The sequence below is a fragment of the Streptomyces sp. NPDC030245 genome (assembly GCF_055572995.1).
The window spans coordinates 38,769-53,067 of sequence record NZ_JBVICF010000004.1; the positions used below are offsets into that span (position 1 = coordinate 38,769).

A 14,299-nucleotide genomic window follows, 5' to 3' on the forward strand; every position below is an offset into this window, starting at 1 on the left:
CCAGGGGCGGGCCTTTCTTGTTGTCCCTGCGGTGGCACCGCCATGCAGCACCGCGGGGAGTCGGGGGGGCTCAGCCGAAGCGGCCCGAGATGTAGTCCTCGGTGGCCTGGACCGACGGGTTGGAGAAGATCCGCTCCGTGTCGTCGATCTCGATGAGCTTGCCGGGCTGGCCGACGGCGGCCAGGTTGAAGAACGCGGTGCGGTCCGAGACACGGGCCGCCTGCTGCATGTTGTGCGTCACGATGACGATCGTGAAGCGCTCCTTCAGCTCGCCGATCAGGTCCTCGATGGCGAGGGTCGAGATCGGGTCGAGGGCCGAGCAGGGCTCGTCCATGAGCAGGACGTCCGGCTCGACGGCGATGGCGCGCGCGATGCACAGCCGCTGCTGCTGGCCGCCGGAGAGGCCGGAGCCCGGCTTGTTGAGGCGGTCCTTGACCTCGTTCCAGAGGTTCGCGCCCTTGAGGGACTTCTCGACGACGTCGTTCAGCTCGCTCTTCTTGTACGAGCCGTTGAGCTTCAGGCCCGCCGCGACGTTGTCGAAGATCGACATCGTGGGGAACGGGTTCGGGCGCTGGAAGACCATGCCGACCGTGCGGCGCACGTTCACCGGGTCGACACCGCTGCCGTACAGGTCCTCGTCGTCCAGGAGCACCTTGCCCTCGACGCGGCCGCCGGGGGTGACCTCGTGCATACGGTTCAGGGTGCGCAGGAACGTGGACTTGCCGCAGCCGGACGGGCCGATGAAGGCCGTCACGGAGCGGGGCTCCACGGTCATCGAGATGTCGTCGATCGCCTTGTGGGAGCCGTAGTAGGCGGTCAGGCCCGATACGTCGATTCGCTTGGCCATGGGGATCACTGCTTCTTTCGGAGTTCTGCGAGAAAGGTCGCTGATATGGCCGCTCAGCGGCCCGTCTTCGGGGCCTTCCAGCGGGCTACGCCGCGGGCCGCCAGGTTGAGGATCATGATGAAGCCGATGAGGGCGAGGGCCGCGGCCCAGGCGCGGTCGTACGACGCGTCGGTGCCCGCCGCGTACTGCTGGTAGATGTACAGCGGCAGCGAGCCCTGCGCCCCGTCGAACGGGTTCGTGTTGATCATGGGGGTCACCCAGACCAGCAGCAGGACCGGCGCGGTCTCACCGGCGATGCGGGCCACCGAGAGCATGACGCCCGTGGTGATGCCGCCGATCGCGGTGGGCAGGACGACCTTGAGGATGGTCCGCCACTTCGGCACACCGAGGGCGAGCGAGGCCTCGCGCAGCTCGTTCGGGACGAGCTTGAGCATCTCCTCGGTGGAGCGCACGATCACCGGCATCATCAGGATGGCGAGCGCCATGGCGCCGGCCCAGCCGGAGAAGTCGAAGCCGAGGATCAGGATCCAGAAGCTGAGGACGAAGAGGCCCGCGACGATCGAGGGGATGCCGGTCATGACGTCCACGAAGAACGTGACGGTCTTGGCGAGCTTCCCGCGTCCGTACTCGACGAGGTAGACCGCGGTGAGCAGGCCGATCGGCACGGCGATCACGGAGGCCAGGAGCACCTGCTGGAGGCTGCCGATGATCGCGTGGTAGATGCCGCCGCCGGTCTCCTCGTCGGCGACGACGCCCATGGAGTGCGTCAGGAAGTAGACGTCGAAGACCTTGATGCCGCGCTTCGCGGTCTCGTAGATCAGCGAGGCCAGCGGGACGACGGCGAGCAGGAACATGACCCACACCATCGAGGTGGCGAGGCGGTCCCTGGCCTGTCGGCTGCCCTCGACGGCCACCGCGAGGGCGTACGACCCGACGATGAAGAGGACGGCGGCGATCAGGCCCCACTGGATGCGGCTCTCCAGGCCGGCGGCGAGACCGATGCCGACGGCGACGGCGGCCGAGCCCGCGGCGACGGCCAGCGGCGACCAGCGGGGCAGCGACGCGGCCTTGAGGGTGGACGGCCGCTTGGCGAGCGGCGCGGGCGGGGTGGGTGTCGTGGTGCTCATGCGTTGGCCCCCGAGTACTCCTTGCGGCGCGCGATGATCAGGCGGGCCGCGCCGTTGACCAGCAGGGTGATGACGAAGAGGACGAGGCCGGAGGCGATGAGCGCGTCCTGGCCGTACTCACTGGCCTCGTTGAACTTGCTGGCGATGTTCTGCGCGAAGGTGCCGCCGCCGTAGTCGAGCACGGACGCGTTGATGAGGAAGTTCGGGGAGAGCACGGTGGCGACGGCGATGGTCTCGCCGAGCGCGCGGCCGAGGCCCAGCATCGAGGCGGAGATGATGCCGGAGCGGCCGAAGGGCAGCACCGACATGCGGATGACCTCCCAGCGCGTGGCGCCGAGGGCCAGCGCGGCCTCCTCGTGCATCTTCGGGACCTGGAGGAAGACCTCGCGGCTCACGTTGGTGATGATCGGCAGGATCATGATCGCGAGGAGGATGCCGACGGTCATCAGGGAGCGCGGGGCGCCGCCCTCGTACTCGAAGACGCCGGTCCAGCCGAAGTAGTCGTCGAGCCAGCTGTAGAGGCCGGTCAGGTTGGGCGCGACCACGAGGGCGCCCCACAGGCCGTACACGATCGAGGGCACGGCGGCCAGCAGGTCGATCACGTAGGCGATGGGGGAGGCGAGCCTGCGCGGCGCGTAGTGCGAGATGAAGAGCGCGATGCCGATGGCGACGGGGACGGCGATCGCGAGGGCGATGATCGAGCTCACCACGGTGCCGAAGACCAGGACGGCGATGCCGAAGTACGGCTTGCCCCCGGTGCTGATGCCGGCCGGGTCCCACTCGAAGGTGGTGAGGAAGTTGCCCGTGTTGTCGGAGAGGGCGAGGACCGTGCGGTACGTGAGGAACGCCGCGATGGCGGCCATGATCAGGAGGAGCACGATCCCGGAGCCCCGGGAGAGGCCGAGGAAGATCTTGTCACCGGGGCGGGTGGCGCCGCGGGCGGCTGCCTTGCTCACCGGGGCCGTCGGCTGCGCGTCGTCGACGGGCGGGGGTGCGGTCGTATTGCTTGGTATGTCCATGGGGTTCTCCGGTCTGCGGAGGCGCCGTGCGGGTGTCGCAGGCGCTCCGTGGCGGCGGTGCACCGGACGGTGCGGCCGGCCCGGCCTTGCGGGGCCGGCCGCACTCGGTTCAGCTAGCTCAGGCCCGCGACGGTGGCGCGGACCTTGGAGATGATCTCGGCCGGGATCGGCGCGTAGTCGTTCTCCTTGAGGACGTTCTGGCCGTCCTCGCTGGCGATGTAGGTCAGGAAGGACTTGGTGGCGGCGAGCGTGTCGGCCTTGTTGCCCTTCTCGCAGACGATCTCGTACGTCACCAGGGTGATCGGGTAGGCGCCCTCGGCGGTCGGCTTGTAGTTCAGCTCCAGCGCGAGGTCCTTGCCCTCACCGACGATCTTCGCCTCGGCGATGGCCTTGGAGGCGTTGTCGACGGTGGCCTTCACCGGCTCCTTGGCCGCGGTCTTCAGGTCGACGGTCTTGACGCCCTCACCGGCGTACGAGAGCTCGAAGTACGAGATGGCGCCCGCGGTCTGCTTGACCTGGCCCGCGACACCGGCGGAGCCGTTCGCGGACTGGCCACCCTTGGGCTCCCACGACTTGCCCGGCTCGTACGGCCAGGCGCTCGGGGCGGCGCCCTTCAGGTACTTGGTGAAGTTGTCCGTGGTGCCGGACTCGTCGGAGCGGTGGAAGGCCTGGATCTTGGTGCTGGGGAGCTTGGCGTCGGGGTTGAGCTTCTCGATCGCCTTGTCGTCCCAGTTCTTGATCTTGTTGTTGAAGATGTCGGCCAGGGTCTTGGCGTCCAGGACCAGGTTGTCGACGCCGGGGACGTTGTAACCGATGGCGATCGGGCCGCCCACCATGGGCAGGTTGATGGCCTGGCTGCCCTCGCAGACCTTCTTCGACTTCTCGACCTCTTCGGGCTTCAGCGCCGAGTCGGAACCGGCGAACGCGGTCTGGCCCTGCGTGAACGCGGTGATGCCGGCGCCCGAGCCCGTCGGGTTGTAGTTCAGCTGCACGTCCTTGCAGTTGGACGTGTAGACCTTCCGCCAGGCGTCGATCGCGTTCTTCTGCGCGGACGAGCCGGAGGCCGCGAGCTGGCCCTTGGCGTCGTCGCACTTGATGTTGGCGTTGGCGTTCGTCTCCTTGCCGCCGTCGCCCGAGCCCGTGTCGTCGGAGCCGCACGCCGTGAGGGCCAGGGCGCCGGAGACGGCGAGGGCGCCGAGAGAGAGGGCGCGGAGCCGGTTCTTGCGCTGAAGCTTCACTTTTCGGGTCTTCCTTCCGGGAGCCGCCGACCCTTTGCTGGCGGCGTGCGATGACTTGCGTCGTGTTGTAAGGCCGAAATTAGGCAGGGCAAGTGAAGCGGCCGATGGACGCGAGTGAACGGCGGGTGAACCTCGGCGGTCGGCCTGGTTGAGTGATGCGCTACAAAAAGTAGCGCCAAGACTACGCACGGTGAAGGGAGCTGGTCCAGAGGGCCCGGGATACGATCAGCGCATGATCTATCCGTTCCTGCTGGGCATGGCTGTCCTGCTCACCGTCGCCGGCGTGGGCGTCTGGATCTGCTGCGAATTCTGCAAGGCCCTGCGCGAGCGGCGGGACACGGCCGCCTAGGCCTGTCCGGTGCCTAGGGTCTGTCCGGCAGGCCCTGGCGCGCGGTGGGTGCGGCCTGTGCGGCCAGTGCGGCCAGCAGGTCCGTGACGAGTTCCGCGTCCCTGTCGCGTGTCAGGCGGCGGCGGGCGGCGTCGGGGGCCAGCCACCGGAGCTGTGAGACCTCGGAGTTGGGGGCGAAGGTGCCGGAGAGCGCTTCGGCGGCCCAGTAGCGGACCTCCTTGGGGCGGTCCTGTGCGTCCCTGTAGTGGGCCGTGGGGAGCTCCGGGCCGAGCTCGCACGTCATGCCGGTCTCTTCCAGCACCTCCCGCACGGCCGCGTCGGCCGCCGTCTCACCGTGCTTGAGCTTGCCCTTCGGGTGGGACCAGTCCGACCACTTGGGGCGGTGGACCAGGGCGAGTTCGATGCCGTGCGGGGCGGAGGGGGCGGGGCGCCACAGGACACATCCGGCCGCCCGGACGATCTCCTCACCGGGTCGGCGCTCCTCATACGTCTCATGTGTCACCGGGTCCTCGCCTCCTCGTGCAGCCACGCCTGCTGGAAGGCGAAACGTGCCGCCTCCACCTCGTGGCGCTGGTCGGCGTGGAGCACGCCGAGCGCGTACGCCGTGGCCGGGGCGATCCGCGGGGTCCGCGCCGCGTGGGCCGCCGCGGCCGCCGCGGCCGCGGCCTCGCGGTGGACGTTCAGGGCGTGGCTCGCGTCCGCGATACGGGGCTCCGCGTGCGGGTGGCCCTGGATCACCTCCTGGGCGTACCGGTACAGGCGCAGCAGGGAGCGGGCCTTCAGCCAGGGGGCGTCCTGGGCGTCCGGGGCGGTGTCCGACGCCAGGCCGTGGACGAGGGCCCCGGCGTTGTACGGGTGGCCCGCCTGGCCGAGGGGGAGTGTGGCGACGGCTTCGGTGAGGGTGGCCCTGGCCTGCTCCGCGAGGGCGTTCAGGTCGTCGCTCGCGGTGTCGCGGAGGGGGACCTCGCTGGCCAGTACGGCGACGTTGTCCGCCACTGCGTGGAAGCGGGAGGAGCCGAGGGCTTGGAGGGCGGTGGAGTGGGCGCGGGTTCGGGCGAGGGTCAGTTGCCGCTCCAGTAGCGCTGCTGCCTTGGCTGCGCCTACTGCCAGGCCCCGCGGGGTGCCGCCTCCGTTCTCTGTCCCCGGCACCGTGGGCTGTGCCCACCCGTTCCGCCGTGCGGAACGCCTGCCCACAGCAGTAGCGGCAGCGGCAGCGGGAGCGGAAGCGCCGGGCGCAGCCGCAGCGGGGGCGGGAGTGCCGGACGCCGCAGGGGCGGGCTGGGTGGTGTCCATCGCTGGTGCCGGGGGCGGGAGTTGCGGTGGGCCCGAGAGGCGGTGGAGGGAGGTGGTGAGGCGGTCCAGGCGGGTGGCGTAGGCGTGTTCCTGAGCCAAGGTGCCGGAGACCCAGGCCAGTTCGGCGCGTAGGGACGAGGCCCACTCCGGGTCGAGGAGGGGGCGGAAGGTGTGCAGGGTGCCGCCGATGCGGCGCGCCGCGCGGCGCAGGGCGCAGGCCGCCTCCAGGGACTCCTCCGCACCCTGCGCGTCCGTCGTGGACTCGCGGTGCAGCCGCAGCGAGCGGAGGAAGTCGGTGGCCTGGTCCTGAAGGTAGGCCGTGAGGGCCTCACCCGCGGGACCGGCACCGGCACCCGTCTTCGTACCCGTCATCTCATGGTGTTGCTGTGCCACGCCGGCGCCTCCGGGCGTCTATGAGCATCTCCTGCACGTTCCGCAGCGGCTGGCCTTCCGGATCCACCGAGTGGCGGGTCCAGTTGCCGTCCGCGCCCAGGTGCCAGGAAGCGGTGGTGTCCGACATGCCGGTCTCCAGGAGCCGGCTGAGGGCCGCCCGGTGCGCCGGGTCCTGGACCCGGACCAGCGCCTCGATGCGGCGGTCGAGATTGCGGTGCATCATGTCGGCGCTGCCGATCCACACCTCCGGTTCGCCGCCGTTGCCGAAGGCGAAGACGCGGGAGTGTTCCAGGAAGCGGCCGAGGACGGAACGTACCCGAATGTTCTCCGAGAGGCCTTCCACGCCGGGGCGCACGGCGCAGATGCCGCGCACCCACACGTCCACCTCGACGCCCGCCTGCGACGCGCGGTAGAGCGCGTCGATGATCGCCTCGTCGACCATCGAGTTGACCTTGATGCGGACGTAGGCGGGGCGGCCCGCGCGGTGGTGCTGCGTCTCCTTGTTGATGCGTGAGACGAGGCCGTCGCGCAGGGACTTGGGGGCCACGAGCAGCCTGCGGAAGGTCTCGCGGCGGGAGTAGCCGGAGAGCCGGTTGAAGAGGTCGGACAGGTCCGCGCCGACCTCCGCGTTGGAGGTGAGGAGGCCCAGGTCCTCGTAGAGGCGGGCGGTCTTGGGGTGGTAGTTGCCGGTGCCCACGTGCGAGTAGCGGATGAGGGTCTCGCCCTCCTGGCGCACGACGAGGGAGAGCTTGCAGTGGGTCTTCAGGCCGACGATGCCGTAGACCACGTGGCAGCCGGCCTCCTCCAGCTTGCGGGCCCACTTGATGTTGGCCTGCTCGTCGAAGCGGGCCTTGATCTCGACGAGGACGAGGACCTGCTTGCCGGACTCGGCGGCGTCGATCAGCGCGTCCACTATCGGGGAGTCGCCCGAGGTGCGGTACAGCGTCTGCTTGATGGCGAGGACGTCGGGGTCGGACGCCGCCTGTTCCAGGAAGGCCTGCACGGAGGTCGAGAAGGAGTCGTACGGGTGGTGCAGGAGTACGTCGCGTTCGCGAAGGGCGGCGAATATGTCGGGGGCGGACGCCGACTCGACCTCGGCGAGGTCGCGGTGGGTGCCCGCCACGAACTTCGGGTACTTCAGCTCGGGCCGGTCCAGCTTGGCGATGCTGAAGAGGCCGGTCAGGTCGAGCGGTCCCGGCAGCGGGTACACCTCGGCCTCGCTGATCTTCAGCTCGCGCACGAGGAGGCTGAGGACGTTCGGAGCGATGGTCTCCTCGACCTCCAGGCGCACGGGCGGCCCGAAGCGGCGCCGCATGAGCTCCTTCTCCAGGGCCTGGAGCAGGTTCTCGGCGTCGTCCTCCTCGACCTCCAGGTCCTCGTTCCTGGTGAGCCGGAACATGTGGTGCTCCTGGATCTCCATGCCCGGGAAGAGCTCCTGGAGGTGCGCGGGCGCGGCGATGACGTCCTCTATGGGGACGTACCGCTGGGGAGAGGCCTCCAGGAAGCGGGAGAGCAGCGGCGGGACCTTCACGCGTGCGAAGTGCTGGTGGCCGGAGACGGGGTTGCGGACGACCACGGCGAGGTTGAGGGAGAGCCCCGAGATGTACGGGAAGGGGTGCGCGGGGTCCACGGCCAGCGGGGTCAGGACGGGGAAGATCTGCTTCCGGAAGAGTGTGAAGAGCCGGGACTGCTCCTTCTCGGTCAGCTCGTGCCAGCGCACCAGCTGGATGCCCTCTTCGGCGAGGCCGGGCGCGACGTCGTCCTGGTAACAGGCGGCGTGCCGGGCCATGAGCTCGCGGGAGCGGTTCCAGATGAGGTCGAGGACCTCGCGGGGCTGGAGGCCCGAGGCCGAACGGGTGGCGACGCCGGTCGCGATGCGGCGCTTGAGGCCCGCGACGCGGACCATGAAGAACTCGTCCAGGTTCGAGGCGAAGATCGCCAGAAAATTCGCTCGTTCGAGGAGGGGGGTGTGGGGGTCCTCGGCGAGTTCAAGCACTCTTTCGTTGAAGGCGAGCCAGCTGCGCTCCCGGTCCAGGAACCGCCCCTGGGGCAGCTCGGCGCCGTCGTGGCCGACCGCGGCGTCCTCGTCGTACGCGTCGAGATCCGCGTCGATGTCGGGGTCCAGGTCGGAGACGGTGGCGGCGATCGTGGCGGGCCGGTGCGCGGCGATGGAACCCACGGAAGGCTGGGCGTGCTGCACGTGTCCTTGCGTGTTCTGCTGGCTCATGGATCCATTGTTCCGCGCGGGCACGACGATGGGCGCGTCGGAGAGGGCGGGAGCGAGGCGGAGCTTCCCGTTCTCCTGGGCTGGGTCGGGCGCGGCGGGCTGCATTGAGCGAGCGTCGCAAGGCTGTCTGAATCAGTGGTTACGGCGACATGACGTGCGGGACATCGGCCGAAGACCCCCGGGCGTCTACAGGGCCGGGGGTCTTCGTCGATCGTACGGTTCGGGCCACGTTCGGGCCATGGTTCCGGCCGTGCGGTTCAGGCCGTGTGGTTCAGGCTGTGCGGTGGCGGAGGAGGCGGAAGGCGGCGTAGGTGGCGAGGGCGGCGAGGGTGAGGACGATGCCGGTCTCGATCAACTGGACGTGCCAGAAGTGGGATCGGGGGTGGTAGTCCATGTACCAGCCGGTGATCTTCGTGTCGGTGGGGCAGGAGAAGCCGGGGGCCGGCTTCGGGAGGCACACGTGCTCGTTGAAGCGGTCACCTGCGGCGTTGGTGACTCCCTGGTCCATGCTGAAGGAGCCCCACGGGAACCTGGTGGGGAAGGTGTTGCCCGCGGTGGCGGGTCCGGTGGCGGTGTCGACCGGCACCAGGTGCCAGCGGACGTTGCCGAGGCTCCACAGGAGGAGCCCGGTGACGGCCCCGGTGGCGGCCATCGCGAGCAGCGTACGGCGTACGGCGAAGCCGATGAGCGTGCCGAGCGCCACGGCGAACAGGGAGTACGCGACGAGGACGGGGCCGATCGCCTCGTAGACGCCCCGGTCGGCCCAGTGGAGGGGTGAACGGCCGCCGAGCACGTCGGAGGCACCGAGCCGGAACGCCGCCATGAGGACGAGCGTCCCGAACGCGGCGAGCGCGGCGGCCGTGCTCAGCTTGGCGGCGAGCCAGCGCGTGGGTGACACGGACTGCGTCCAGGAGACCTTGTGGACACCGCTCTCCAACTCGCGTGCCACCAGCGGGCCCGCGACGAACGCGCCGATGAGCAGAGGCACCAGGAGCAGGCCCAGCGAGCCGCTCTCCATGCTGGCGTCGAGCAGGTCCTTGGCGCTGGCGAAGCCGAGGAAGGAGTCGCAGGCCTCGCCCACGACACAGTTGTCGTCCGAGACCGGATAGGCGCTCGCGGCCCAGCGCAGCCAGCCGGAGTAGGCGACCGCGAGGACGATGACGGCACCGGCCGTCAGGAGCGCGGTGCGATGCACGCGCACGTCCACCCAGCGCGGGCCCCGCAGAGTCGGCAGGCTCATGCCGTCACCCCCGGCCGGGACGTGGCGGTCGTGCCCGGCGTCAGCAAGGGGGGCGCGTCCGGGGACCGGAGATGGGCGAGCAACAGTTCCTCCAGGGAAGGCTCTTGTACGTCCCAGCCGTCACCGACCGGACCATCGGGGCGGATCAGGGCCGTCAGGCCACGGCCGGTGGCGCGGGACTCGACGACGGTGTGCGGGGCGAGTTCGGCGCCCGGGCGCGCGCCCGTCACCAGGGCGTGCGCGGTGACGAGGTCGTCGATGCCGCCGCCGAGCCGGATACGTCCGTCGGACACGAGAAGCAAGTGGTCGCAGGCGTCGGCCAGTTCACCGACGATGTGCGAGGACATGACGACGGTCGTGCCGTGTTCGGCCGCCTCCGCCATGAGCGTGCCCATGAGCTGGTGGCGGGCGAGCGGATCGAGGTCGGCCATCGGCTCGTCCAGGAGCAGCAGTTCCGCGCGTTTGCCGAGTGCGAGGGCGAGCGCGACGCGGGTGCGCTGCCCGCCGGAGAGCGTGCGGACACGGGCGCCCGGATCGAGAGCGCCCCCGGCGAGGACGCGCTCGGCGACGGCCATGTCCCAGCGGCCGGGGTTGAGTTCGGCGCCCAGACGCAGCGTGTCCGTGATGGTCAGCCGCGGGTGGAGCGGCTTGTCCTGGGCGACGTACGCCACGCGGGTGCGGGCCTTCGCGGGACTGGTGCCGAGGACGGTCAGCGTGCCGCCGCCGGGCCGGTCGAGGCCGGCCGCGAGGGAGAGCAGCGTGGATTTGCCGGCGCCGTTGGGGCCGACGACCGCGCAGACGCGCCCGACCGGCAGGCGGAAGGAGCAGTCGCGCAGGGCCTGACGGCGGCCGAAGCGTCTGGACAGGGCGTGCGCCTCTATGGCGGTGTCGGTCATGCGGGGTCCCCCTCGGTGGCCCGTGCCCGGGCCGGTTCTTCGGTGCGGTGCTCTTCCGGGTCGGTGAAGTGTTCGTCCAGTACGGCGTGGAAAAGGGCCGCGACGTCGTCCCGCTCCAGACCCGACGCGCGGGCCCGCGCGGCCCACTCGGCGAGCTCCCCCCGCAGCGGTGAGTCGGCGGGCGAGCCGCCCAGGGTGCGGCGGACGAACGTGCCGAGGCCTCGGCGGGCCTCCACCAGACCCTCGCGCTCCAGCTCGCGGTAGGCCTTCAGGACCGTGTTCGGGTTGATGGCCGTGGCCTCGACGACCTCGCGGGCCGTGGGCAGCTTGTCGCCGGGCTCCAGCAGGCCGAGGCGGAGGGCCTGGTGGGTCTGCTGGACGATCTGGAGGTAGGTGGCGACGCCGCTGCGCCGGTCGATGCGGTATTCGACCACTGCCTTGCACCACCCTTTCACTAATTGAGTAGTGAAAGGGTGGTGCAAGAAAGGGGCGGCGTCAAGTGACGCCGCCCCCGGGGGCAGGGCCCCGTCGGTCAGGTCTCCGTGCGGTACATCAGGTCCGTCTCGTACGTGACGAAGCCGAGGCGCTCGTAGACGCTGACGGCCGCCTTGTTGTCCGCGTCCACGTACAGCATCGCGGTCGGCAGGCCCGCCTGCGCGAGGTGGCGCAGACCCGTCGTGGTCAGGGCCTTGCCGAGGCCGCCGCCCTGGGCGCCGGGCCGTACGCCCAGTACGTACACCTCGCCGAGGCGCTCCTCCTCGTGCACCTTCGTCCAGTGGAAGCCGACCAGCTCGCCGTCGCTCTCCCGCACCGCGAGGAAGAAGCCCGCCGGGTCGAACCACGGCTGCGCCTTGCGGTCGTCCAGGTCGCGCTGGGTGAGGGAGCCCTGCTCGGGGTGGTGCGCGAAGGCCTCGGCGTTCACCGCGAGCCAGGCGGCGTCGTCCTGGCCCGGCACGAAGGTGCGTACGGTGATGCCCTCGGGGAGGGGCGGCTCGGACAGGTCGAGGGACTGGTCATGGTCTTGGACCACCAAGGGCCGACGCATCTGGCGGAGTTCGCGGAAGAGGGTGAGGCCGAGCACCTGTGCCAGGTGCCGGGCCGCGGAGTGTCCGCCGTGCGCCCACACGCGCAGGCGCCGGCCCGACTCGTGCAGCAGCGCCGTGCCGAGCGCCCTGCCGTGCCCGTGTCCGCGCCGCGACGGATGTACGACGAGTTCGGCGGCCGGCGCCTCGACGGGGTCGGTGTCCTCCAGCTGCGCGTACCCGACGAGCTGGTCGTCGACGGTGAGCAGCAGGTGCCGGACGCCGTCGCGGGCGCCGCCCCGAAGCTGGAGCCGCCCCTGCTCGGACACCGCTTGCTGGCCGTCCGTACGGGCGGCCTCGGCGAGCAGCCCGAGCACGGCGTCGGCCTGCGCCGGGGTCAGGGCGGCGAAGGTCTCGATCTTGCGGAGGGGGGTGGGGGAGGTTTCGGCGGGGCGGTCGTCAGTCATACACCCGAGCGTATTCTGGCGGGGCGCCTTTGGGGGGTGGGCATCGCGCTGCGCGCTCGCGTCCTCAAGCGCCGGACGGGCTTGCACCCTGGCTTGCTGTCCGGTCGTCCCCCGCGGGCGGTGGGTGGTTTGTCGCGCTCCGCGCTCGTCCTCAAGCGCCGGACGGGCTGGAATGCCTGCCCCTGCGTGCTCGCAGGCCGAGCAGCAACCAGGTCGTAACCCGGAACCCTCTGTTGCGCTACGCGCGTTGACCCTAGGCTTCGGGCCGTCCCGTCTTTCTCACACCTCCCCGGGGGAACGCGTGCCCGCCACAGCTAAGCACCGAAGGCCCAGACGCCGTACTACTCGCGTCCTCGCCGTTGCGGCGGGGCTCGCCACCGTCGGGGCGCTCGCCGCTTCGCTGCCCGCCAGTGCGGGGCAGGACGGGGCGGACGCCGGCAAGGGCGGCAAGAAGCGCACGGTGGACGTGCAGTTGCTGTCGTTCAATGACTTCCACGGCAATCTTCAGCCCCCGGCCGGGTCCTCGGGGCAGGTCACGGAGGTGCAGGCCGACGGGAGCGAGAAGAAGATCGACGCGGGCGGGGCCGAGTACCTCGCGACGTCGCTGCGCACCGCCCGCAAGGGCCACCCCTACACCGTCACCGCCGCCGCCGGCGACCTCATCGGCGCCAGCCCGCTGCTCTCCGGGCTCTTCCACGACGAGCCCACCGTCGAGGCGATGAACAAGCTCGGCCTGGACGTCACCAGCGTCGGCAACCACGAGTTCGACGAGGGGGCCAAGGAGCTGGCCCGCATGCAGAACGGCGGCTGCCACCCCAAGGACGGCTGCTTCGAGAAGGACAAGAAGGGCGAGCCCAAGAAGTTCAAGGGCGCCGACTACCCCTACCTCGCCGCGAACGTCACGAACGAGCAGACCGGCAAGCCCATCCTCAAGCCCTACTGGGTGTGGAAGGAGAAGGGCGTCAAGGTCGGGTTCATCGGGGTGACCCTGGAGGGGACCCCCGACATCGTCTCCGCCGAGGGCGTCAAGGGGCTGAAGTTCCACGACGAGATCGAGACCGTCAACAAGTACGCGAAGATCCTCGACAAGCAGGGCGTGAAGTCCATCGTGACCCTCATCCACGAGGGTGGGGCGCCGGCCAGCCAGGCGTACAACTACGACTGCGATTCGCCGGGCGCGGGTGACGGGATATCCGGGCCGATCACCACGATCGCCAAGGGCATCACGCCCAAGGTCGACGCGCTCGTCACCGGGCACACGCACGCCGCGTACGTCTGTACGATCCCCGACCCGTCGGGCAAGCCCCGCATGGTGACCTCGGCGTCGTCCTTCGGGAAGCTCTACACCGACACCACGCTCACGTACGACCGCAGGACCAAGGACATCGTGCGGACCAGCGTGAAGTCGGCGAACCACGTCGTCAGCCGCGAGCAGGCCAAGGCGCCCGACATGACCTCGCTCATCTCCCGCTGGGACAAGCTCGCCGCACCCATCGCCAACAAGGCCGTCGGGCACATCTCCGCCGACATCCCGGGCCGCGGCGCCACCACCCCCGAGTCCCCGCTCGGCGACCTCATCGCCGACGCGCAGCTCGCGCACGCCAAGTCGCTCGACCCCGAGGCCGACCTGGCGCTGATGAACCCCGGCGGCATCCGCTCCGACCTCGTCCACAAGGCGAGTGGGAGTGAGGGCGACGGCGTCGTCACGTACGGCGAGGCGTTCACCGTGCAGCCGTTCAGCAACACCGTCAACCTCGTCGACCTGACCGGCGCGCAGCTCGTCACCGCCCTGAAGCAGCAGGTCAGTGGGGCCAATCAGGCCTCCCCGAAGATCCTTCAGATCTCGGACGGGCTGACGTACACGCTCGACATGACCAAGACCGGTGCCGACCGCGTCGTCGCCGACTCCATCAAGCTGCACGGCAAGGCGCTCGACCCGGCGGCCACCTACCGCGTCGCCCTGAACTCCTTCCTCGCGGGCGGCGGCGACGGCCTCCCCGAGCTGGGCAAGGGCACGAAGCCGCTGGTCGGCGCGGACGACCTGAAGGCGTTCAACGACTACCTGACCGCCAACTCCTCCGCGGAGAAGCCGATCGCACCGCCGAAGGCGGACCGCATCACGATCGTGAAGTGACGCAGTCGACGTCCTGGTGAACTTGGGGTGGGGTGTGAACGTATGGT

General features: G+C 70.3%; 12 protein-coding genes. 1 reads left to right on the forward strand and 11 read right to left on the reverse strand.

All coding sequences use genetic code 11. The annotated features are described in order from the left end of the window. Positions 1-70: 70 nt before the first annotated feature. From pstB to mshD, 11 genes are all read right to left on the reverse strand, one after another. Complete coding sequence (pstB, locus tag ACZ4Z4_RS12175) at positions 71-847, reverse strand: phosphate ABC transporter ATP-binding protein PstB (protein WP_468325934.1); 777 nt, start codon at positions 845-847, stop codon at positions 71-73. 53 nt (positions 848-900) lie between these two features. Beyond that, positions 901-1,974 carry a phosphate ABC transporter permease PstA gene (gene pstA / locus ACZ4Z4_RS12180; RefSeq protein ID WP_468325937.1) on the reverse strand — a complete coding sequence of 358 codons (1,074 nt, stop codon included), beginning with the start codon at positions 1,972-1,974 and terminating at the stop codon, positions 901-903. Further along, positions 1,971-2,993, reverse strand: coding sequence for a phosphate ABC transporter permease subunit PstC (gene pstC / locus ACZ4Z4_RS12185; RefSeq protein WP_468325940.1), 1,023 nt, complete (start codon positions 2,991-2,993; stop codon positions 1,971-1,973). The genes pstA and pstC overlap by 4 nt, the downstream gene beginning before the upstream one ends. A 113-nt stretch (positions 2,994-3,106) precedes the next feature. Then, the gene (gene pstS / locus ACZ4Z4_RS12190; RefSeq protein ID WP_468325943.1) at positions 3,107-4,231 is read right to left on the reverse strand and encodes a phosphate ABC transporter substrate-binding protein PstS; all 1,125 of its coding nucleotides are present in this window, start codon (positions 4,229-4,231) and stop codon (positions 3,107-3,109) included. 362 nt (positions 4,232-4,593) lie between these two features. After that, positions 4,594-5,082: an NUDIX hydrolase gene (locus ACZ4Z4_RS12195; protein WP_468325946.1), complete on the reverse strand. Its 489-nt coding sequence runs from the start codon at positions 5,080-5,082 to the stop codon at positions 4,594-4,596. Further along, positions 5,079-6,266 (reverse strand): CHAD domain-containing protein, encoded by a 1,188-nt coding sequence (locus ACZ4Z4_RS12200; protein WP_468325949.1) that lies wholly within the window; start codon positions 6,264-6,266, stop codon positions 5,079-5,081. Before ACZ4Z4_RS12200 ends, ACZ4Z4_RS12195 begins: the two co-directional genes overlap by 4 nt. Continuing rightward, on the reverse strand, positions 6,247-8,493 hold the full coding sequence (locus tag ACZ4Z4_RS12205; protein ID WP_468325951.1) for an RNA degradosome polyphosphate kinase: 2,247 nt from the start codon (positions 8,491-8,493) through the stop codon (positions 6,247-6,249). The genes ACZ4Z4_RS12200 and ACZ4Z4_RS12205 overlap by 20 nt, the downstream gene beginning before the upstream one ends. Positions 8,494-8,764: 271 nt before the next feature. Next, on the reverse strand, positions 8,765-9,733 hold the full coding sequence (locus ACZ4Z4_RS12210) for an ABC transporter permease (RefSeq protein WP_468325953.1): 969 nt from the start codon (positions 9,731-9,733) through the stop codon (positions 8,765-8,767). Beyond that, the gene (locus tag ACZ4Z4_RS12215) at positions 9,730-10,629 is read right to left on the reverse strand and encodes an ABC transporter ATP-binding protein (protein WP_468325957.1); all 900 of its coding nucleotides are present in this window, start codon (positions 10,627-10,629) and stop codon (positions 9,730-9,732) included. Before ACZ4Z4_RS12215 ends, ACZ4Z4_RS12210 begins: the two co-directional genes overlap by 4 nt. Further along, positions 10,626-11,063: a GntR family transcriptional regulator gene (locus tag ACZ4Z4_RS12220; protein WP_468325959.1), complete on the reverse strand. Its 438-nt coding sequence runs from the start codon at positions 11,061-11,063 to the stop codon at positions 10,626-10,628. Before ACZ4Z4_RS12220 ends, ACZ4Z4_RS12215 begins: the two co-directional genes overlap by 4 nt. 98 nt (positions 11,064-11,161) lie before the next feature. Then, on the reverse strand, positions 11,162-12,118 hold the full coding sequence (mshD, locus tag ACZ4Z4_RS12225; RefSeq protein ID WP_468325962.1) for a mycothiol synthase: 957 nt from the start codon (positions 12,116-12,118) through the stop codon (positions 11,162-11,164). Between the two features lie 301 nt (positions 12,119-12,419). On the opposite strand from mshD, the gene ACZ4Z4_RS12230 reads away from it, so the two are divergent. Continuing rightward, a complete protein-coding gene (locus ACZ4Z4_RS12230; protein ID WP_468325964.1) occupies positions 12,420-14,252 on the forward strand; it encodes a bifunctional metallophosphatase/5'-nucleotidase in 1,833 nt (610 codons plus the stop codon). Positions 14,253-14,299 lie beyond the last annotated feature (47 nt).